We start from the raw sequence: 20,251 nt of genomic DNA, 5'->3' as shown, positions 1-20,251 counted from the left end.
ACGTAGGGTGGAAAACCGCGCAGCGTTTTCCACGCGTTCAAGGGCTCAGACGTGAAGGGCTTCCCTCACCCCAACCCTCTCCCTGGGGGAGAGGGGGCAAAGCGGACCCGTAGGTTGGGTTGAGACGGCTGCACCGTCGAAGCCCAACAGCGCCCGGCACCCATGGGCTTCGCTACGCTCAACCCCACCTACGGCAACCGCTGCGCCTCGAACAACTCGCCCGGTCGCACGATCTGCTCGCGGGCGGCGATCAGCGGCAGGTCACGGCTGCCGGGGGCGGTGCGGGCGACCAGGGCGTAGAGGGCGCTGACCGCATGGGACGCCGCGGCGGGCGTGGACTGGCCGTTGAGCAACTGGCCCAGCAGCACCGCGGAAAAGACATCGCCCATGCCGTTGGGCAGCGGCTGCAGATCCAGGTAGGGCGTCTGCACCAGCCAGGCGTCCGCGGCCTCCACCACCAGGGTGCTGAGGACGTCGATCGGCAGATCCGGGGTGCGCAGGCTGGTGATGACGATGGTCTTGGGCCCCGGTTGACCAGGGCGGCCGAGCAGCAAGCGGGCAGCGGCCACGGCGTCGGCGGTGTCGGCCAGTGGCTGGCCGTGCAGCAACTCGAATTCGTACTGGTTGGGGGTGATCAGGCTGGCCTGTTCGATGGCGCGGCGGCGCAGGAAGTCGGGAATGCCGGGGCGCACGAAGATGCCGCGGCCGACGTCGCCCATCACCGGATCGCAGAGATACTGCAGGTCGCCGCGCTGACGGCGGATCTCCTGCACCACGCCGAGGATCACCTCGCCGATGGCGGCGTCGCCCAGGTAGCCGGAGAGCACCGCCACGCAGCGCTCCAGCACCCCGCGGGCGCGCAGGCCGTCGAGCACGTCGTGGATGTGTTCGGGCGGAAAGACCTGGCCCTTGAATTCGCCGTAGCCGGTGTGATTGGAGAATTGCACCGTGTTGACCACCACCGGCTGCAGGCCGAGCAGTTGCAGCGGCAGGGTAGCGGCAGCGTTGCCGACGTGGCCGTAGGCGACATGGGACTGGATGGACAGCACCAGCGGCGGCTGGGCGGGCAGGGCGGCGGGCATGGCGATCTCTCGGGCGGCGGGCTCGGGGTCAGGAGCCGGAAAGGTGGAGGCCTGCAGCTTACCCCAGCGCTTCCGGCGAACCCTAACCCGCCTGTGGCGGTCTGCATCGGCAGTGCAGATCGCTCCCGGCGCTGGCTACACTGGAGCGGCTGTCATTCACCTCTGGCCCCAAGGAGAAACGGGGAATGTCCGAGCTTCGCTTCGCACGTCTGGTGTTGGGTCTGCAGGCCCTGGTCTGGTTTGGACTCGCCCTGGCGCATTGGTTCTATCCCTATGAGATGGCCAATGCCCGCGGCATGGTGCTGATGGATTCGGCCTCGGTGGCCGAGGCGCGGGTCTGGTACGGCGGCATGCAATTCGCCCTGGCGCTGTTCGCGGTCCTGGCCTTCCGGCGGGCGGAGTGGCTGTCGGCCGGCCTGCTGCTGGTGGCCTTCGTGCAGCTGACGCTGTTCGTGGTGCGCCTGATCAGCGGCGTACTGGGCGAATCGGCCACCGCCGAGCTGGATCTCTATTCCCAGGGTTATCGCCTGGTGATCGGCGTCCTGGCGCTGCTGGCGTTGCGCGCGCACCGCCGCCACGAGCAGCGGGAGCTGGAGAATCGCCGGATCTACCAGGGCCAGTGACTAGCGCCCTGGCCGGGGCCGCGCGGTGTCGATTTGATCGCTGCGGGCGAGGCCCAGGGTCAGCTGGCGACAGAGGTCGAGAAATTCGACCATGGCCCCGGTCTGGTACTTCTGCTTGTGCCAGATGAAGCAAAACTGGCGGCGCAGATCCAGGGTCGGGGTCGCGATGGGCACCAGGGTGCCGCGGGCGAAGGCGTCTCTCAGCGCCAGCCGCGACAGGCAGCCGATGCCCAGTCCCGATTCCACCGCGCGCAGGATGGCCTCGGTGTGTTCCAGCTCCAGCCGCACGTCCAGCGGCTGGGCGTGATGGCGCATGGCCTGGTCGAAGGTCAGGCGGGTGCCGGAACCCTGTTCGCGCAGGATCCAGGCCTGGGCTTCCAGTTCGGCCTGGGTGGCCTCCCTGCCTGCCAGGACGTGTCCGGGCGCGCAGAACACCACCAGCTCATCCTCGATCCAGGGCTGCACCTCCAGATCCGGATGCTGGCAATCGCCTTCGATCAGGCCGAGGTCGATGTCATGGTTGGCGATGCGTTGCACCACGCTGGCGGTGTTGTGCACGTGCAGTCGCACCCGGCAGTCGGGATGGCGCTGCATGAAGTCGCCCAGCAGCAGGGTCGCCAGGTAGTTGCCGATGGTGAGGGTGGCGCCGACCTCCAGGGAGCCGAAGCCGGTCTTGCCGCGCAGCAGATTTTCCACCTCGGCGCTGCGGTCGAGCAGGGCCACCGCCTTGGGCAGCAACTGCCGGCCCAGGGCGTTGAGCGTCAAACGCTTGCCCGCGCGGTCGAATACCCGGCAGTCGAATTGCCGCTCCAGTTCGCCCAGGGCGGTGCTGGTGGCCGACTGCGACAGACTGAGCGCCTCGGCCGCCCGGGAAACGCTTTCCTGGCGCGCCACGGCGACGAAGACCTCGAGTTGACGCAACGTGAATCTCATATCTGCCTTTTGGATAACCTATATTCGAATTATTCATTTCACGGATATTTTCCCCCTCTATAAACTGTCGCGCAATTTCTATCCAGCCCCGGGCTGTACCGATTTTTCCTGGAGTCATCGATGAGCAACCTGTACACCGAGCGCGTCCTGAGCGTTCATCACTGGAACGACACCCTGTTCAGCTTCAAGACCACCCGCAACGCGGGCCTGCGTTTCGAGAACGGTCAGTTCGTGATGATCGGCCTGGAAACCGAAGGCGGTCGTCCGCTGATGCGCGCCTACAGCATCGCCAGCCCCAACTACGAAGAGCACCTGGAGTTCTTCAGCATCAAGGTGCCGGACGGCCCCCTGACCTCGCGCCTGCAGCACCTCAAGGAAGGCGACAACCTGATGGTCAGCCGCAAGCCCACCGGCACCCTGATCCTCAGCGACCTCAAGCCCGCCAAGCACCTCTATCTGCTGAGCACCGGCACCGGCATGGCGCCCTTCCTGAGCACCATCCAGGATCCGGAAACCTACGAGCGCTTCGAGAAGGTGATCCTGGTCCATGGTGTGCGCTACGTGAACGAGCTGGCCTATGCCGACTTCATCACCAAGACCCTGCCCGAGCACGAGTTCATCGGCGACCTGGTCCGCGAGAAGCTGATCTACTACCCCCTGGTCACCCGCGAGGAATTCCGCAACCAGGGTCGTCAGACCGACCTGATGCGCAGTGGCAAGCTGTTTGCGGACATCGGCCTGCCGCCGATCAATCCGCAGGACGACCGCGCCATGATCTGCGGCAGCCCGAGCATGCTGGACGAGACCAGCGCCGTGCTGAACGAATTCGGCCTGACCATCTCGCCGCGCATGGGCGATCCGGGCGACTACCTGATCGAGCGCGCCTTCGTCGAGAAGTAACGCGACCCGGCTCCCCGAAAACCCGCCCTCCGGCGGGTTTTTCGTTTCCGCGGCCCGACGGGCTGAACTCCCCCGGCGGCGGACCGGTCGGTTGCTGCAGGGCGTGTCATGGCGACACGCCATTGCCGGGAGCCCCCATGAAGCCCTATGTGATCTGCCATATGATGTCGTCGGTCGACGGTCACGCCCTCACCGATGGCTGGGATCGCGCCGTCAAGAAACAGGCCGATACCACCTACGAGCGCCTGGCCGAGCGCTTCGCCTTCGATGCCTGGGCCTGCGGCCGGGTGACCATGGAAGAGATCGCCCACGGCGAGGGCTATCCCACCGGCGTCGCCCAGGCGCCCATCCCGCGCACTCACCATTTCGCCAAGCGCGATGCCGCCAAGTACGCCATCGCCATCGATCCCCACGGCAAGGTGGCCTGGAAAAAGAACGAGGCCCTGGATTCCCACGTGGTGGCGGTGCTGACCGAAGGCGTCAGCGACGACTACCTGACGCACCTGCAGAACATCGGTGCCTCCTACGTCTTCGGTGGCAAGGACGAACTGGATCTGGCAGCGGTGCTGGAATTGCTCAACGCAGAACTGGGCATCGAGCGGCTGGTGGTGGAGGGCGGTCCCCACGTCAGCGGCTCCTTTGTCGCCGCCGGCCTGGTGGACGAGATCAGTGTGCTGATCATCCCGTTGGTGGACGGCCGTGGCGCCCATCCGGCCTCCTTCGAGATCGCCGAGCAGGCCTGGCAGCAGCCGCTGTACCTCAAGCTGGATACGGCCGAAGCCCAGGACGACGGCAGCGTCTGGCTGCGCTATCGGCGCGGCTAGCCGAGCGCCCTGGCCAGCGCCAGGGCGTCGGCATCCACCTCCGCCTGGGCCTGCAGTGGGCAGACCCCGCTGGCATAGCGGGCGATCACCTCGGGCACCTGGGCCAGGGGGACCGGTCGGCTGATGTGATAGCCCTGGATGAAGTCGCAGCCCAGGGCGCACAGCAGCCGCAGCTGCTCCAGATGCTCGACGCCCTCGGCGGTGACCTTGAGCTTAAGCGGCCGGGCCATGCCGATGATGGCCTGGACGATCTGGTGATCGGCGTTGCCCTCGGCCAGCCCGGTGACGAAGGAGCGGTCGATCTTCACGGTGTCGATCGGCAGGCGCTTGAGGTAGGCGAGCGAGGAGTAACCGGTGCCGAAGTCGTCGATGGACACCGTCACGCCCAGGTCGCGAATGCGCTGCAACAGCTCGGCGGTGGGCTGCACGTTCTTGACCAGGGCATTTTCGGTCACCTCCAGTTCCAGGCGCCGCGGCGACAGTTGGTGGTCGTCCAGCCGCCAGGCGATCTGCCCGGGGAGGGCGTCGTTGCTCAGGCTCAGCGCCGAGCAGTTGACTGCGATGCGCAGCTCCGTGAGGCCAGCGGCGGTCAGCTCGGCCAGGTCCTTGCAGGCCCGCCGGAGCACCCAGGCGTCCAGCTCTTCGACGAAGCCGTTGGCCTCGGCCACGCCGAGAAAGTGGTTGGGCGCCAGCATGCCGAGGCGGGGATGGTCCCAGCGGATCAGGGCCTCGGCCTTGTCCAGCTGACCGCTGGCGACGTCGAGGATCGGCTGGTAGTAGAGCTGCAGGCCGCGCTCCTCGACCAGGGCTTCGCGTAGTTCGGCCTCCAGCTCCAGTTGCAGCGAGATCTTCTCGCGGAGGGTCTCGTCGAAGAAGCTGAAGGTGTTGCGGCCATTGCCCTTGGACAGGTAGAGCGCGAGATCCGCGCTCTTGAGCAGCTCTTCGCAGCAGCCGCCGTCGCGAGGATAGAGGCTGATGCCGATGCTGGTGGTCATCACCAGGGTGCGGTTGCCGATGGTGACGGGATTGCGCAGGCGCTCCAGGATGCGCTGGGCCAGGTGCCGGGCCTCTTCGGGTCCGGCGAGGCTGGCCAGGATGCAGAACTCGTCGCCACCGAAGCGAGCCACCAGGTCGCCGTCACGCACCGCCTCGCGAATGATCTTGGCCATGGCCACCAGCAACTGGTCGCCGGCGTCGTGGCCGAGGCTGTCGTTGATGCGCTTGAAGTGATCGATGTCGAGAAACATCACCCCCAGGCTGCGCCCCTGCTGGGCATGGCGCTCGAGGATCTCGGCGAAGGCCTGGTTGAAGGCGCGGCGATTGTGCAGGTCGGTGAGGGGATCGTAGTGCGCGGCCTGTTGCAGCGAGGCGCGCGCCTCGTCGAGCTGGCCGACCAGGGAATTGACCCGCTCCAGGTCGTTTTCCTTGCGCTGCAGCTGGCGATCGGCCCAGGCCGCGCCCAGGCCACCTACCACCAGCAGCAGGGCGATGATGGCGATGCCCACCCCCAGCTGCCAGGAATTGCTGGCGCCCTGCAGGGCGTCTGCGGTCTCGGCCGGGGCGACCAGCACCATGGACCACATGCCAGTGAAGTGCATGGCGGCGATCGCCAGGCCCATCACCAGGGCGGTGGCGATGCGCAGCCAGCGATAGATGCCGGTGTAGTGGCGACGAAAGATCTGGATCAGCTGCAGGGCGGCGAAGCTCGCCCCTACGGCGATGCCGATCGACAGCAGGAAGGGCAGCGGGCGATAGAGCACCATGGCCTCGGTGTGCACCGCAGCCATGCCGGTGTAGTGCATGAGCACGATGCCCACGCTCAGCACCGTGCCGGCCTTGAGCCGCTGGCCCAGGGTGAGGTCGGGCTGGCTGAGGGCGGGCATGGCCATGAGTCCGGCCAGCACCACGATCAGCAGCGAGGCCAGGGTGATGAAGAGGTCGTAGTGCACCCGGGTGGGCACGGTAAAGGCCAGCATGGCGATGAAGTGCATGCCCCAGACGCCAAAGCCGAAGCTCAGGGCGCCCATCAGGCTCCAGGCGCGGCGCCGGGCCAGGGTGCGGGTCTGGCCGATGCGCTCGGCGAACACCAGGGTGACATAGCAGGCGCTGACCGCCACCAGATAGGCGAGGGCGACCAGCCAGCCATTGTGCTGGCCGTGCAGGTGCACCTGCTCTTGGGCGAGAGGGGCGACGAGGAAGTCGAGTCCCAGCCAGTTGTTCATTCCGTGGCCTCGGCAGGAAGTCTGGCGCGGCTGGAGGAAGACGGCCCGGCGGGATCTCCGCCCGGGTAGATTTCACTACGGCAACCTGCGCTCTGAGATTAGCTTGCCTTGCCCTATCGGCGTGGTGAAGAGGGGCTTTAACGCGGAGCCATGCAGTTAGCGCGCAAGGTTTTTTCAGCGCGGCAAAGTGACTTCCATCACCCTCCGGACGCGAATCAGCGAAGCGCTCTGGATAGCTGGCTAGCGACTTTTTGATATCACCTGGCCAGCATCATGACCGTTCGTCGAACAGGATGTGGACGAACGGTCATGACGGGAGGAAATCGGCCAAAAAGGCCAACGTGAAAGGATTCAGCTGACCACGCGATAGCAGGGCTCGTAGGCCGCACCGCCGGGCAGCTTCATCCGGTGCTGTTCGACGAAGGCCTGCAGCAGCCGATCCAGCGGCCGCATGATGTCGGGATCGCCATGGATTTCGTAGGGCCCCCGTTCCTCGATCAGCTGGATGCCTTTGGCCTTGACGTTGCCGGCGACGATGCCGGAAAAGGCGCGGCGCAGGTTGGCGGCCAGCTCGTGCGGCGGCACGGCATGGGTCAGCTGCAGGGCGGCCATGTTCTCGTGGGTGGGATCGAAGGGGCGCTGGAAGCCTTCCTCGATGCGCAGTAGCCAGTTGAAGTGGAAGGCGTCGTGGCGCTCGCGGCGGAACTGCTTGACCGCCTTGAGGCCCTGGGCCATCTGCCGGGCCACCTCGACCGGATCGTTGACCACGATCTGGTAGTGGCGCTGGGCGGCTTCGCCCAGGGTGGCGCCGATGAAGGCATGCAGCTGCTCGAGGTAGGGCGCGGCGCTCTGCGGCCCGGTGAGCACCACCGGGAAGGGGATGTCCCGGTTGTCCGGGTGCATGAGGATGCCCAGCAGATAGAGAAATTCCTCCGCCGTGCCGGCGCCACCCGGGAAGATGATGATGCCGTGGCCAACGCGGACGAAGGCCTCCAGGCGCTTCTCGATGTCGGGCAGGATCACCAGTTCGTTGACGATGGGATTGGGCGCCTCGGCGGCGATGATGCCCGGCTCGGTGAGGCCCAGGTAGCGGCCGCCCTGAATGCGCTGCTTGGCGTGGGCGATGGTGGCGCCCTTCATCGGGCCCTTCATCACGCCCGGGCCGCAGCCGGTGCAGATGTCCAGGCTGCGCAGGCCGAGTTCGTGACCGACCTTCTTGGTGTACTTGTATTCCTCGGTGCTGATGGAGTGACCGCCCCAGCAGACCACCATCTTCGGCTCCATGCCGGCGCGCAGGGTGCGGGCGTTGCGCAGCAGGTGGAAGACGTAGTCAGTGATGCCCTCGGAGCTTTCCAGATCGATGCGCAGACTGCTCTGTTCGCTCTCGGTGTAGACGATGTCGCGCAGGGCGCTGAACAGCATCTCGCGGGTGCTGGCGATCATCTCGCCGTCGACGAAGGCGTCGGCCGGGGCATTGATCAGTTCCAGGCGCACGCCGCGGTCCTGCTGGTGGATGAGTATCTCGAAGTCCTGGTAGGCCTCGAGGATGGTCTTGGCGTTGTCGCTGTGGGCGCCCGTGTTGAGGATGGCCAGGGCGCACTGGCGAAAGAGCTGGTAGAGGTTGCCCGAGCCGGCGGCACTGAGCTGCTGGACCTCGCGCTGGGAAAGGGTCTCCAGGCTGCCCTTGGGGCTGACCTGAGCGTTGATGACCTGTCTGCTTGGAGCCATAGATGCTTCCCTATCGGTGATACGGCCGAACGGCGGCCGTAGCCGGGTGCGGACCGCCTCATGCGATCCGGCAATGTCATTGTTGGGGCCTTGGCCGCCGGAATGCAAACCGGGCGGCATCAGGACGCCGCGGTCACGTCCAGTACCCGGATCTGTTCCGCGGTCGGATAGTGCCAGTGCACCTCGACGTCCCAGAGGCGCACGCCATAGCGTCGCTCGGGCGTGGGCGCCTGGTAGGCCGGGCGCGGATCCTGGGCCAGGCACTGCTCGATCAGCTCGGCCAGGGGTTCGCCCAGGCGCTGGCCATGGGCCTCGGCCTGGACGCGCGCCGCGTCCGCCCAACTCACCACCAGCGCCGGTGGCGGCGCCTCGGCGATGGCGTTGTGGGCGCCCAGCGGGCTGTCGGCGTAGGGCACATAGGGCTTGATGTCCAGCACCGGGGTGCCGTCGAGCAGGTCGATGCCCGAGAGCAGCAGCCGTCCCGGTTCGAGACCGTCTAGCCGGACCACCGACTGGCCGATGCCGTTGGGTCTGTGGGTGGCGCGGGTGGCGAACACCCCCAGGTAGCGATTGCCGCCCAGGCGCGGCGGCCGTACCCGCAGGCGCGGCTGGCTCTCCAGCGCCTGGTGGAAGAGAAACAGCAGCCAGACATGGCTGACGCCTTCCAGCCCTTCGACCGCCTCGGGCCGATCGAAGGGCGGCAGCAGTTCCAGCACGCCGCGGGCGGCCGGCGCCAGGGCGGGCTGCCGGGGAATGGCGAATTTCTCCTTGAAGCAGGAGCGGACGTGGCCGATGGGGGTGACGCTGTGCTGCATGGGGGCGGGGCCGTCTGACGCAGGGCCGGTCATTATGCCCTGCCCGAGACCTCGGCGGCGGCGGGCGCCTCGTCGGCGTTGCGGCGCACGCCGCGCAGATTCATCGCCGCCAGGCCCAGCTGCAGCACGATCAGGGCATAGGCCTCGGCCTGCAGGCCCCAGGCGATCCACAGGGCATTGCTGAGCAGGAATACCCAGAAGCCGAGGCTGCGCCGGCCCTGGCGCTGGGAGGCCACCAGCCAGGCGGCGAGCAGGGTGATGGCCATGGCCGGCCATTGCAGCAGATCGAGCGCTTCCATGGAAAACCTTCAAAAGATTGACTAATGAAGGTGAGCCTTGGGAGGCGCCTCGAGTTCCAGACGCTGGATTCAGGACGCCGGATGGCGCGCCCGGGCGTAGGCGATGAAGCCGTCGATATCGGCGCTGCACAGGTATTCGCCGGCGGCGAGGATCTCCGCCTCGGGCCAGTCCCACCAGGCGATGTCGAGCAGCGCCTGGCAGGTGGCTTCGGGAAACCGCCACTTGATGAAGCGTGCCGGATTGCCGCCCACCACCGCATAGGGCGGCACGTCGCGGGTGACCACGGCGCCGGCGGCCACCACGGCGCCATGGCCGATGGTGACGCCGGAGAGGATCAGCGCATCGGTGCAGATCCAGCAGTCGCTGCCGATCACCACGTCGCCACGGGTGCCGCCGTAGTCCTTGATGTGGGCCAGGTCGTCGACGAAGGCGGGAAAGGGATAGGTGGTCACCCAGTCCAGCCGGTGCAGGCCGCCAAGCAGAATGCGCACCCCTTCGGCGATGGAGGTGTAGCGCCCCAGGCGCAGGGTGGCGCCTTCCTTGAGATCGAACACCCTGGGCGCGCCATAGGTGCCGGCGCCGATCTCGTAGTCGGGCAGTTCGCGGCGCAGGCGCGCCGTGCGCTGGTGCAGGCGGGGCAGGGCGGCCAGGGCCTGGCGTTCACGTTTCTTGCGCAGCTTGTCGAGAAAACCCATGGCGGTGCCCTGGCGAAAAGTATCCGGCAGGATACAGAAGCGCCCGGGCCGCGCTCAATCGCCGGGCTCGGCCCGCTCGCCCTCCATCGCTGGCAGGCCGAGCTGGTCGGCGAGATCCTGGAGGTCGCTCGCTTCCAGATCCCAGCCGCCTGCGGAGACTTCGCCACCGGCCGGGCCCTTTTCCCGTGGGCGCTGGATGAAGGCGGTGGCCAGGCCCAACTCCTTGGCCGCCTGCAGGTCGCCATTGTGGGCGGCGCAGAGCATCACCTGTTCCGGTTCCAGGTCGAGCAGGGTGCAGGCACCCAGGTAGACCTCCGCGGCCGGCTTGTAGCGCTGGAAGAGATCGGCGCCAAAGAGCATGTCCCAGGGCAGCCCGGCATGGCGGGCCATGTCCAGCAGCAGACTGACGTTGCCATTGGACAGGGCACAGACCGGATAGCCCTGGCGCAGCCGCGTGAGACCCGGCACGGCGTCGGGCCAGGGGGTCAGCTGATGCCAGAGTCTATTGATCCAGGCCACCTCGGCGGTGGTCAGGCCGACCAGGCCGTAACGGGGCAGCAATTCGTCCAGCGCCAGCCGATGCACCTCGTCGAGGGGCAGCCAGGGCAGGCTGCGGGCCTCGATCTGCGGCAGGATGGCCTCGTAGGCTTCGGCGCGCCAGGCATCGGCCAGCCGCTCCCAGTCGCCCTGGACGCCATGCTTGGCCGACAGCCCCTGCAAGCCCTCGACCAGGCTGCCACGCCAGTCCACCACGGTGCCGAAGACATCGAAAAGTAGCGCCCGGACGGTCGTCGTCATGGGTAGACTCCTGCAGAAGGTTGTCTCCACCAGACGGAGCACGGGTGACGGGGGTTCCCCCGGAGTGCCCGAAGGTCACCTCTCGCCAAAGGATCCCTGCATGACACTGCGTCACCTCAGCCACTGGGTGTTCGACCTGGACGGCACCCTGACCCTGGCGGTACACGACTTCGCCGCCATTCGCCGGCATCTGGGCATCCCCGAACAGGCCGACATCCTCCACCACCTGGCCGAGTTGCCGGCCACCGAGCGCGAGGCCAAGCACGCCTGGCTGTTCGAGCACGAGCGCGAACTGGCCGTCGCTGCCCGCCCGGCACCGGGTGCGGTCGCCCTCATCCGGCGCCTGCACGAGGACGGTCGCGCGCTGGGCATCCTCACCCGCAATGCCCGCGATCTGGCGCTGCTGACCCTGGCCGCCATCGGTCTGGAAGACTGCTTCGCGCCCGCCGCGGTGCTGGGGCGCGACGAGGCGCCGCCCAAGCCTGATCCGGGCGGCCTGCTGCGGCTGGCCGAACTCTGGCAGGTGGCGCCTGACAGCCTGGTGATGATCGGCGATCACCGCTACGACCTGGAGTGCGGGCGGGCCGTGGGCTGCCGGACGCTGCAGGTCAATCAGCCGGGCGATCCCTGGCCGGCGGCGCGGGACCAGCGCTTCGAGACCTGCACCGAGATCCTGGCGGCGCTCTGACGCCAGGAAATTGCCCGTCAGGCGCAAATAGTCTGTTGTTTGCCGGGCCGCTGGCTAAGATGCCGGCTTCGGATCCATCTCAGGCCAGCCCTATGAGCCTCCACGCCCCATCCAGCGACCAGCCGTCCTCCAGCGATCTGCGTCAGTACGAGCGCCAGACGCTGGAAAGCCTTGCCACCGGGCTGCCTCTGACCAGCGTGCTGCACGCGCTGCTGCAGCGGGTGGAGGCCCTGGCCCAGGTTCGCCTGCATGCCTGCATCCTGTTGCTCAGCGAGGATGGCCGCTATCTGCAGGACGGCATCGCGCCCAGTCTGCCGGAAGCCTACAGCCGCGATCTCGGTCGGCTGGAGATCGGCCCGCTGGCGGGCTCCTGTGGCACCGCCGCCTACCGGCGCGAAGCCGTCTATGTCGAGGACATCGCCTGCGATCCGCTGTGGGCGGGCGCCCGTGACCTGGCGCTGCGCTACGGCCTGCGGGCCTGCTGGTCGATGCCGCTGCTGGCCCTGGATGGCCGGCTGCTGGGCACCTTCGCCAACTACTATCTGGAGCCACGGCGCCCCCTGGTCGCCGAGCGCGACGCCTTTCGCCTGGTCACCGAGACCGCCGCCCTGGCCATCGAGCGCCACCAGGCGGATCTGCAGCTGCGCGAAAGCGAAGACCACTATCGGCATCTGGTGGAACTCAATCCCCAGTACACCTGGACCTGCGATCCCGACGGCGGGCGGATGGTCTTTTCGCCGCGCTGGCAGCAACTGACCGGCCAGCCGGCGCTGCACGCCGATACCTTCTGGACGCTGCTGCATCCGGACGACCGCCAGGCGACCCGGCAGGCCTGGGACGCGGCGCGCCGCGCCGGTCGAGCCTACGACCAGGAGCACCGGGTACGGGTGGCGGATGGCAGCCACTGCTGGCTGCGCACCCGCGCCTATCCGCGGCGCGATGAAGCGGGCGCCGTGATCCGCTGGTACGGCACCAGCGAAGACATCGATGACCGCCGCGAGGCCGAAGAGGCCCTGCGCCGCGAGCGCGCCACCCTGGAGGTCCAGGTGCAGGCGCGGACCGCCGAACTGGAGGAGAGCAATCGCCAGCTGCGCGAGGAGATGCACAGTCGCGCCCAGGCCGAGGAGCTGCTGCGCCAGGCGCAGAAGATGGAAGCCGTGGGCCAGCTCACCGGCGGCATCGCCCACGATTTCAACAACCTGCTGGCCGGCATCCAGGCCAGCCTGGATCTCCTGCGCCGCCGCCTGGCGCCGGAGGTCCTGGCCGGGGTCGGCAGTCTGCTCGACACCGCCACCCAGTCGGTCGGACGGGGCGCCAGTCTCACCCATCGACTGCTGGCCTTTTCCCGCCGCCAGACGCTCAATCCCCAGGCGGTCGACGTCGCCCGGCTGATCGGCGACTTCCAGGAATTGCTGCTGCACAGCCTGGGACCGCAGATCCGCTGCCAGCTCGAACTGGAGGCCGGACTCTGGCCGGTCGACGTCGATCCGCACCAGCTGGAAAATGCCCTGCTGAATCTGGCCATCAACAGCCGCGATGCCATGCCGGCGGGTGGCACCCTGACCATCCGCGCGCGCAACTGGGTGCAGTCCGACGCCGATCCGGGTCTGCCGGCGGGCGACTACCTGCTGATCGAGGTCGGCGACGATGGCGTGGGCATGGCGCCGGAGGTGCTGGAGCGGGTCTTCGAACCCTTCTTCACCACGAAGCCGGTGGGCCAGGGCTCGGGGTTGGGACTGTCCATGATCTATGGCTTCGTCCGCCAGTCGCGCGGCCAGGTGAGCGTGACCAGCGCGCCGGGGCAGGGCTGTCGGGTGAGCCTGCTGCTGCCGCGTCATCCGGCCCTGGCCGCCCAGGCACCCCAGCCGGTCACCAGTGCCCCGACCGCTTGCGTCCTGCCCGGCGTCCGGGTGCTGCTGGTGGAAGACGATGCGGTCATCCGCGAGTTGCTGGTGCAGGTGTTCGTCGACCTGGGCTGGGAGTATCGCGACGCCGTGGATGCCGAGTCGGCGCTGGCGGCCCTGCGCGAAGGCGAGGGCTTCGACCTGCTGATCACCGATGTCGGCCTGCCGGGGCTGAACGGCCGCTTGCTGGCCGGCGCGGCCCGTACCCTCAGACCGCACCTGCCGATCCTCTTCATCACCGGCTATGCGGCGGGCAACGAGCCGCCCGTCCCGCTGGTCGGCGAGCGCATGGCTGTGCTGGGCAAGCCCTTCACCCTGGAAGCCTTCGTCGCCCAGGTGCAGGAGCTACTGGACGCGCCCGCCGCCCTGGCGCGCTGAAGCCTGGTCGTCGGCACCGAACAGCGCCTGGCGGCCTGCGGGCGAGGTAAAGATGGCGTCACCGTTGTGGCCCACGCCGGGAACCTCGATCAGCGCCTGGCGCAGCCCCGGATGGCGGCCCTGGAGATAGCGGTAGTAGTTCAGCCCGCGGGCCAGGCGATAGGGGCCCTGGGCCTCGGCGGCGCAGCCCTTGTCCAGCGCCGGATGGTTGGGATTGGTGTCCTCGGCGCCCAGCAGATAGGTGAGGTCGAGTCCCGCATAGTGCTCTTCCAGGCTGGCGGCCATGCGACCCGCGGCATAGGCCGGCAGGCCCTGCATGCCGTATTTCCAGGTATCGAAGTCCGGGCAGCTGGCCGCCGCGGCGAAGGGCACGGGTTGGCCCTGGGCATCCGGTCGACGGGCATCGAAATAGGCGTAGGACGAGGGATTGGCCACCACGTATCTCAGGCGAATGCCCTGGGCGGCGAGGGCCTGCTCGCCCTGGCCGAGCACGGCGTAGCGCTGCACCACCTGGCCACCGCCGGAATGTCCGGCGATCACCACCTCCTGCAGATTGGGCAGCAGCCGACGCTCCGCCAGGCGGGCGAGCAGGGCATCGAACACCGCGAAGCTGCTCAGCGGCTGCGGACCCAGGGCGGGCTCGCCGCCCATCCAGGCATTGCCCTGCCAGCGCAGCAGGGTGTCCGGCAGCCGATGACGCTGGATGTCCGTTTCATTGAGGAATTGCGGGGCGATCACCAGGGTGTCCGCCGTGGCGCCGGCCGCTGCCGTGGCCGTCTGGCCGGAGCGAAAATAGGTCGCGGCATTGCGCAGGCGGCCATGCACGATGACCAGGGCGCGGCGGATCTCCGGATGGGGCCGGTCCCAGTCGGTGGACAGCTGCAGCGCGGCCTGCGCCTGGCCGATTGGCATGCGGTCGCTGACGATACGGGCGACCCCCTCATGGGGCGCCGCCAGGGCGGAGCCCCAGGCCAGGGCCAGGCACAGCACAAGCAGGCGACGCATCGGGGATCTCCCGCTAGAGGTCAAAGCGCCTTGGCGGCAAAGGTGTCGCAGCTCTCCACCTTGCCACTGTCGAAGCCGGTGCGGAACCACTTGACCCGCTGCGCGGAGCTGCCGTGGGTAAAGGAATCCGGTACCACGCGGCCCTGGGACTGGCGTTGCAGGCGATCATCGCCAATGGCGTTGGCGGCGTTCAGCGCCTTCTCCAGGTCCCCCGGCTCCAGCCAGTTCAGCCGCTTCTGGGCGTCGTTGGCCCAGACCCCGGCATAGCAGTCGGCCTGCAGTTCCAGGCGTACCGACAACCCGGTGGCACCCTCGGTGGGAATGCCACGGCGGCGCGCCCCTTCCATCTTGCTGGTGGTGCCGCTGAGGTTCTGCACATGGTGGCCGACCTCGTGGGCGATCACATAGGCACGGGCGAAGTCGCCGTCGGCGCCGAAACGCTGCTGCAGTTCCTGGAAGAAGGTCAGGTCCAGGTAGACCTTGCTGTCCACCGGGCAATAGAAGGGACCGCTGGCCGCGGTGGCGCCGCCGCAACCGGATTGCACCTGGCCGTTGAACAGCACCAGCTTGGGCGGCTGATACTGCTCGCCATGGGCCTGGAAGATGCGCGTCCAGGTGTTTTCGGTCTCGCCCAGCACCACGCGGACGAAGTCCACCTGGCGATTGTCGGCCGGGGCGGTGGTCTCCTGCTGGCTCGGCGCGCTCTGGCCGCTGAGGCTGATCAGGTTGCCGAGGATCTGCGTCGGACTCTGGCCGCTGAGCAGGCCGAACACCACCACCAGGGCCACGCCACCCAGGCCGAGGCCGCCGCCGATCTTCATGCCGCGTCCACCGCTGGCCTGTTGCACGTTGTCGCTACGTTGTCCCTTGTCCCACTGCATGGCGGCCGCCTCGTCATTGTCGTCATCGCTAGGACCGCGGGGCGCGCCAAAAATGCGTTACCGGAAATGACAACGCCCGCGACGGGCGCGGGCGTTGTCGGCGGAGCGGAGCGCGGGATCAGGCCGCGGTCTGGCCCTGCTTGAGGCTCTGCATGTCGATCACGAAGCGGTACTTCACATCGCTCTTGAGCATGCGCTCATAGGCGTCGTTGATGTCCTGGATGGCGATCTGCTCGATGTCCGAGACGATGTTGTGCTTGGCGCAGAAGTCCAGCATCTCCTGCGTCTCGCGGATGCCACCGATGAGCGAACCGGCCAGCTGGCGGCGCTTCATCACCAGGTTGAACACGCTGGGCGCCGGGTGCGGCTCGGCGGGAACGCCGACCAGGGTCATGGTGCCGTCCCACTTGAGCAGGGTGAGGAAGGCGTCCAGGTTGTGCGGCGCGGCCACGGTGTTGAGGATGAAGTCGAAGCTGTTCGCGTGCGCGGCCATCTCGTCTTCGTTCTTCGACACCACCACCTCGTCGGCGCCCAGGCGCAGGGCGTCGTCCTTCTTGTTGGCGCTGGTGGTGAAGAGCACCACGTGGGCACCCATGGCATGGGCGATCTTCACGCCCATGTGGCCGAGGCCACCCAGGCCGACGATGCCGACCTTCTTGCCCGGGCCGACCTTCCAGTGGGCCAGCGGCGAGTAGGTGGTGATGCCGGCGCACAGCAGCGGCGCCACGGCGGCCAGGTTCTCGGTGTGGCTCACCTTGAGCACGAACTTCTCGTTGACCACGATGTGGTCGGAGTAGCCGCCCTGGGTGTTTTCGCTGCCACCGTAGAGGTTGCCGTTGTAGGTGCCGGTGAAGCCGTTCTCGCAGTAGGACTCTTCACCGGCGTCACAGGGGGCGCAGTGCTGGCAGCTGTCGACCATGCAGCCGACGCCGACGGTGTCGCCGACCTTGAAGTTCTTCACGTGGGCACCGACCGCGGTCACCTTGCCGACGATCTCGTGACCGGGCACGGACGGGTACAGGGTGTTGTTCCACTCGTTGCGGGCAGTGTGCAGGTCGGAATGGCAGACGCCGCAGAAGAGGATGTCGATCTGCACGTCGTGGGCGCCGGGTTCGCGCCGCTCGAAGGAGAAGGGCGCCAGGGGCTGGTCGGCGGACTGGGCAGCGTAGCCTTGGGCTTGGCTCATGAGATACCTCATCTAGGTGGTGGAACTGAGTGGTGGAGCAGGGCGGCCAGGTTGGCCTGGCCCGGTGACAAACCGTCGATCCTGCTGAGCCAGAGCCGACGGCACCAATCGATCGTCTCGATAATCGTCATGCCGCCCATCGATGGAACTCAGGGGCGAGCGGGCGTACGAGGTTTTACGACCGGGGTGTCCGAGCGGATGTTCCCGTCCGTGGCGCGGCGGCCGGGGCCACTGGTCGAGCGGTCGTGGCTAGCGCGAAAGCTTCGGCGCCACCGTGGGCAGCAGGCGACTGGCTAGGTGCTCCAGCAGCAGCCGGACCCGCGGCAGACTCTCGCGACTGCGCGGCCACACCAGGTTGATCGGCGAGCCCTCGACGCCGTGCTCGGGTAGCACGTCCACCAGGGCGCCGCTGGCCAGGTGCGTGGCGATCAGCCAGGTCGGCAACTGGGCGATGCCATGCCCGGCCAGGGCGGCCAGCACCTCGCCTTCGCCATCACCCACCACCAGACGCGGCTGGAAGATCCAGCGTTCGCTGTCGCCCGGCTGTTCGCCGCGCAGCTGCCAGGGGCTGATCAGGCCATCGGCCTGGCGAAAGCCGATGCACTGGTGATCGACCAGCTCGGCCGGGGTCCGGGGGCGGCCATGCTGGGCGAGATAGGCCGGGGCGGCGCAAAAGACCTGGCGCTGAGTGCCGAGGAAGCGATGCCCCAGGCTGGCCGGCCAGGCGTCGGAGCCGCCGATGCGCACCAGGATGTCGATGCCCTCGTGGACCGGATCGACGAAGCGATCCGACAGCGACAGGTCCGGTTGCAACAGCGGATAGCGGTGCAGCAGCTCCAGGATCAGCGGCAGCACATGCAGCCGGCCATAGGAGGCGGGCAGGTCGATGCGTACCCGACCGTGGGGCTCGCCGTCCTGGGCGGCCAGGCCCACTTCGGCCTGTTCCAGCTCGGCCAGCACCCCGGTGCAGGTGCGATAGAAGCGGGTGCCGGCTTCGGTCAGGCTCAGCCGGCGGGTGGTGCGCTGGAACAGCCGCACGCCCAGCCGGCTTTCCAGCCGGGCCACGCTCTTGCCGACGGCCGAACCGGTGAGATTGAGGCGCTCGCCCGCCGCGGTGAAGCTGCCGAGATCGGCCACGGTGACGAAGACGTCGAGGCCCTTGAGGCGTTCGGAGGAATACAAGGCAGGCTCCCGATTGCGGAATCTGATTCCGGTTAAAAAGGAATTTATACCCAGGATACGCCGTTAATTCTCCAATAGGCTGGAATCAACCCTGAGACAAGGCACTCCCTTATCTACGGCGCCTGCGACCGCCGCAGGCCGTCTCCCATCCCTATCTGGAGGTTTCATGCGCAAGGGCACCGCTCTCATCGTCGGCGTGACCGGCATTTCCGGCTACAACCTGGCCAACACCCTGGTCGCCTCGGGCTGGACCGTCTACGGTCTGGCGCGCAAGCCGGTGGCGCAGGAAGGCGTCATCCCGGTCGCCGCCGACCTGCTCGACGCCGAGTCCACCCGCCAGGCGCTGGCCGGCCTGCCGATCAGCCATGTGTTCTTCTGCACCTGGACCCGTCGCGCTACCGAGAAGGAAAACGTCGAGGCCAATGGCGCCATGATGGACAACCTCTGCCAGGCCCTGGACGGCGCGCCGCTCGAGCACCTGGCCCTGGTGACCGGCACCAAGCACTACCTGGGTTCCTTCGAGGAATACGGCAGCGGCAAGGCCGAGACGCCCTTCCGCGAAAGCGAGCCGCGCCAGGCCGGCGCCAACTTCTACTACACCCTGGAAGACATCCTCTTCGCCGCCGCCGAGCGCCATGGCTTCGGCTGGAGCGTGCACCGCTCCCACAGCATGATCGGCCAGGCCAAGGGTACCAACGCCATGAACATGGGCCTGACCCTGGCGGTCTACGCCTCCCTGTGCAAGGCCACCGGCCAGCCCTTCGTCTTCCCCGGTTCCCGTACCCAGTGGGACGGCATCACCGACGTCACCGACGCCGGCCTGCTCGCCGAGCAACTGGAATGGGCCGCCCTGGCGCCGGCCGCGCGCAACCAGGCGTTCAACACCGTCAACGGCGACGTCTTCCGCTGGCGTTGGCTGTGGGGCGAGATCGCCGCCTTCTTCGACCTGGAGCCGGCGCCCTATCCCGAGCAGCCCATGCCGCTGGAAGCGCGGATGAAGGACGTGGCCCCGGCGCAGTGGCGCAAGCTCGCCGAGGAGCACGACCTGGTGGAAGCCGACGTCGACAAGCTGGCGTCCTGGTGGCACAGCGACGCCGACCTGGGCCGCGAGATCGAGTGCCTCAACGACATGACCAAGAGCCGCGACCTGGGCTTCTTCGGCTATCGCGACACCCGGGCGAGCTTTCTCGACCTCTTCACCCGGCTGCGGGCCCAGCGCCTGATTCCCTGAGCCGCTCTGGACCGCCGGTCCCCGTGAACGAGGGCGGCTGGCGGTTTTCAGAGGTTGCACGCGGGGCGCAGAATGCGAGCTCTTCTCGCAGGATGCGCCCCCATGCTCGACTCTCTCTTTGCCCTGATTTCCGCCTTCAGCCCGCTCGACTGGCTGTTCATCGAAGCCATCGTGGTCCTGGCCTATCTGATCTTTGGCGTCGCCGGCTTCGGCAGCGCCCTGGTCGCCGGTCCCTTGCTCACCAGCTGGATGCCGCTGTCGCGCATCGTGCCCCTGCTGGTGATGCTGGATTTCCTCGCCTCCTTCCACAACTGGCTGCCGGATCGCCGCGCCATCGCCGGACGTGAACTCAGGCGCCTGCTGCCCATGCTGCTGCTCGGCGCGGCCCTGGGCACCTACCTGCTGATGCGCACCGATGCCCGGTTGCTGATGCTCTGGCTGGGGCTCTTCGTGGTGGCCTATTCCACCTACAGCCTGCTCAGTCCCAAGGGCTTTCGCCAACTGGCGCCGGCCTGGTCGATCCCGGCGGGTGGGGTAGGGGGCCTGTGCGGCGCCTTGTTCGGCAGTGGCGGTTTCCTCTATGCGCTCTATCTCAACGGCCGCCTGGAAGACAAGAACGCCATCCGCGGCACCCAGAGTTTCCTCATCGGCTGCAGTGCCTCCATCCGCATCGTCCTGCTGCTGATCGCCGGCGCCTACAGCGATGGCAGCCTGCTGCTCCTGGCGGTCTGCCTGCTGCCCGCCATGCTGCTCGGCGGCTGGATCGGCCGTCACCTGCAACGGCGCCTGTCGCGAGAACGCTTCACCCGCCTGGTGACCTGGCTGGTGCTGGTGTCGGGCGTGACCCTGATCGGGCGGTATTTGGCGGGGTAACCA

General features: G+C 67.7%; 19 protein-coding genes. 7 read left to right on the top strand and 12 right to left on the bottom strand.

The window, feature by feature from the left end; genetic code table 11:
* Positions 1-188: 188 nt before the first annotated feature.
* Positions 189-1,082 (bottom strand): pyridoxal kinase PdxY, encoded by an 894-nt coding sequence (pdxY, locus tag OXS31_RS15685; protein WP_267400248.1) that lies wholly within the window; start codon positions 1,080-1,082, stop codon positions 189-191.
* 185 nt (positions 1,083-1,267) lie between these two features.
* Here pdxY and OXS31_RS15680 point away from each other — a divergent pair, with 185 nt between their 5' ends.
* Positions 1,268-1,705 carry a DUF4345 family protein gene (locus OXS31_RS15680; protein WP_017638634.1) on the top strand — a complete coding sequence of 146 codons (438 nt, stop codon included), beginning with the start codon at positions 1,268-1,270 and terminating at the stop codon, positions 1,703-1,705.
* On the opposite strand, the gene OXS31_RS15675 is transcribed toward OXS31_RS15680, so the two are convergent.
* Positions 1,706-2,638, bottom strand: a complete 933-nt coding sequence (locus tag OXS31_RS15675; protein WP_027601504.1) for a LysR family transcriptional regulator — start codon at positions 2,636-2,638, stop codon at positions 1,706-1,708.
* A gap of 120 nt (positions 2,639-2,758) precedes the next feature.
* On the opposite strand from OXS31_RS15675, the gene fpr reads away from it, so the two are divergent.
* Positions 2,759-3,538, top strand: coding sequence for a ferredoxin-NADP reductase (fpr, locus tag OXS31_RS15670; RefSeq protein ID WP_007160677.1), 780 nt, complete (start codon positions 2,759-2,761; stop codon positions 3,536-3,538).
* A gap of 137 nt (positions 3,539-3,675) precedes the next feature.
* A complete protein-coding gene (locus tag OXS31_RS15665) occupies positions 3,676-4,362 on the top strand; it encodes a dihydrofolate reductase family protein (protein ID WP_181085204.1) in 687 nt (228 codons plus the stop codon).
* Here OXS31_RS15665 and OXS31_RS15660 read toward each other — a convergent pair.
* From OXS31_RS15660 to OXS31_RS15635, 6 genes are all read right to left on the bottom strand, one after another.
* Positions 4,359-6,584 carry a bifunctional diguanylate cyclase/phosphodiesterase gene (locus tag OXS31_RS15660; protein ID WP_144957562.1) on the bottom strand — a complete coding sequence of 742 codons (2,226 nt, stop codon included), beginning with the start codon at positions 6,582-6,584 and terminating at the stop codon, positions 4,359-4,361. The genes OXS31_RS15665 and OXS31_RS15660 overlap by 4 nt on opposite strands.
* A gap of 351 nt (positions 6,585-6,935) precedes the next feature.
* Positions 6,936-8,312 (bottom strand): nucleotide 5'-monophosphate nucleosidase PpnN, encoded by a 1,377-nt coding sequence (gene ppnN, locus OXS31_RS15655; protein WP_007160674.1) that lies wholly within the window; start codon positions 8,310-8,312, stop codon positions 6,936-6,938.
* 119 nt (positions 8,313-8,431) lie between these two features.
* On the bottom strand, positions 8,432-9,127 hold the full coding sequence (gene tsaA / locus OXS31_RS15650; protein ID WP_044341682.1) for a tRNA (N6-threonylcarbamoyladenosine(37)-N6)-methyltransferase TrmO: 696 nt from the start codon (positions 9,125-9,127) through the stop codon (positions 8,432-8,434).
* Positions 9,128-9,159: 32 nt separating this feature from the next.
* A complete protein-coding gene (locus tag OXS31_RS15645; RefSeq protein ID WP_007160672.1) occupies positions 9,160-9,426 on the bottom strand; it encodes a hypothetical protein in 267 nt (88 codons plus the stop codon).
* A gap of 69 nt (positions 9,427-9,495) precedes the next feature.
* Positions 9,496-10,122 (bottom strand): CatB-related O-acetyltransferase, encoded by a 627-nt coding sequence (locus tag OXS31_RS15640; RefSeq protein ID WP_027598311.1) that lies wholly within the window; start codon positions 10,120-10,122, stop codon positions 9,496-9,498.
* A gap of 54 nt (positions 10,123-10,176) precedes the next feature.
* Positions 10,177-10,920, bottom strand: coding sequence for a haloacid dehalogenase type II (locus tag OXS31_RS15635; protein ID WP_267400236.1), 744 nt, complete (start codon positions 10,918-10,920; stop codon positions 10,177-10,179).
* A gap of 100 nt (positions 10,921-11,020) precedes the next feature.
* On the opposite strand from OXS31_RS15635, the gene OXS31_RS15630 reads away from it, so the two are divergent.
* Positions 11,021-11,608: an HAD family hydrolase gene (locus OXS31_RS15630; RefSeq protein WP_044341685.1), complete on the top strand. Its 588-nt coding sequence runs from the start codon at positions 11,021-11,023 to the stop codon at positions 11,606-11,608.
* 92 nt (positions 11,609-11,700) lie between these two features.
* The gene (locus tag OXS31_RS15625) at positions 11,701-13,890 is read left to right on the top strand and encodes an ATP-binding protein (protein WP_267400231.1); all 2,190 of its coding nucleotides are present in this window, start codon (positions 11,701-11,703) and stop codon (positions 13,888-13,890) included.
* Here OXS31_RS15625 and OXS31_RS15620 read toward each other — a convergent pair.
* The 4 genes from OXS31_RS15620 to OXS31_RS15605 all read right to left on the bottom strand — a co-directional run bounded on the left by OXS31_RS15620 (position 13,858) and on the right by OXS31_RS15605 (position 18,144).
* Positions 13,858-14,895, bottom strand: coding sequence for an alpha/beta hydrolase (locus OXS31_RS15620; RefSeq protein ID WP_267400228.1), 1,038 nt, complete (start codon positions 14,893-14,895; stop codon positions 13,858-13,860). The two genes, OXS31_RS15625 and OXS31_RS15620, sit on opposite strands and share 33 nt — an antisense overlap.
* Before the next feature lie 20 nt (positions 14,896-14,915).
* Positions 14,916-15,776 carry a neutral zinc metallopeptidase gene (locus tag OXS31_RS15615; RefSeq protein WP_074585391.1) on the bottom strand — a complete coding sequence of 287 codons (861 nt, stop codon included), beginning with the start codon at positions 15,774-15,776 and terminating at the stop codon, positions 14,916-14,918.
* A gap of 118 nt (positions 15,777-15,894) precedes the next feature.
* Positions 15,895-16,962, bottom strand: a complete 1,068-nt coding sequence (locus OXS31_RS15610) for an NAD(P)-dependent alcohol dehydrogenase (protein WP_267400223.1) — start codon at positions 16,960-16,962, stop codon at positions 15,895-15,897.
* A 249-nt stretch (positions 16,963-17,211) separates the two neighbouring features.
* Entirely contained in the window at positions 17,212-18,144 is a 933-nt protein-coding gene (locus OXS31_RS15605; RefSeq protein ID WP_027598304.1) for a LysR family transcriptional regulator, read from the bottom strand.
* Between the two features lie 166 nt (positions 18,145-18,310).
* Here OXS31_RS15605 and OXS31_RS15600 point away from each other — a divergent pair, with 166 nt between their 5' ends.
* Both OXS31_RS15600 and OXS31_RS15595 read left to right on the top strand, forming a co-directional pair.
* The gene (locus OXS31_RS15600) at positions 18,311-19,375 is read left to right on the top strand and encodes an SDR family oxidoreductase (protein WP_115946423.1); all 1,065 of its coding nucleotides are present in this window, start codon (positions 18,311-18,313) and stop codon (positions 19,373-19,375) included.
* 102 nt (positions 19,376-19,477) lie between these two features.
* A complete protein-coding gene (locus tag OXS31_RS15595) occupies positions 19,478-20,248 on the top strand; it encodes a sulfite exporter TauE/SafE family protein (RefSeq protein ID WP_267400219.1) in 771 nt (256 codons plus the stop codon).
* Positions 20,249-20,251: the final 3 nt, after the last annotated feature.

Origin of the sequence: Pseudomonas sp. GM_Psu_1, from assembly GCF_026544185.1 — a bacterium.
Classification (GTDB): domain Bacteria; phylum Pseudomonadota; class Gammaproteobacteria; order Pseudomonadales; family Pseudomonadaceae; genus Chryseomonas; species Chryseomonas oryzihabitans.
The sequence above is the reverse complement of the archived record's forward strand: the minus strand, read 5'-3'. Positions and strand labels throughout refer to the sequence as shown.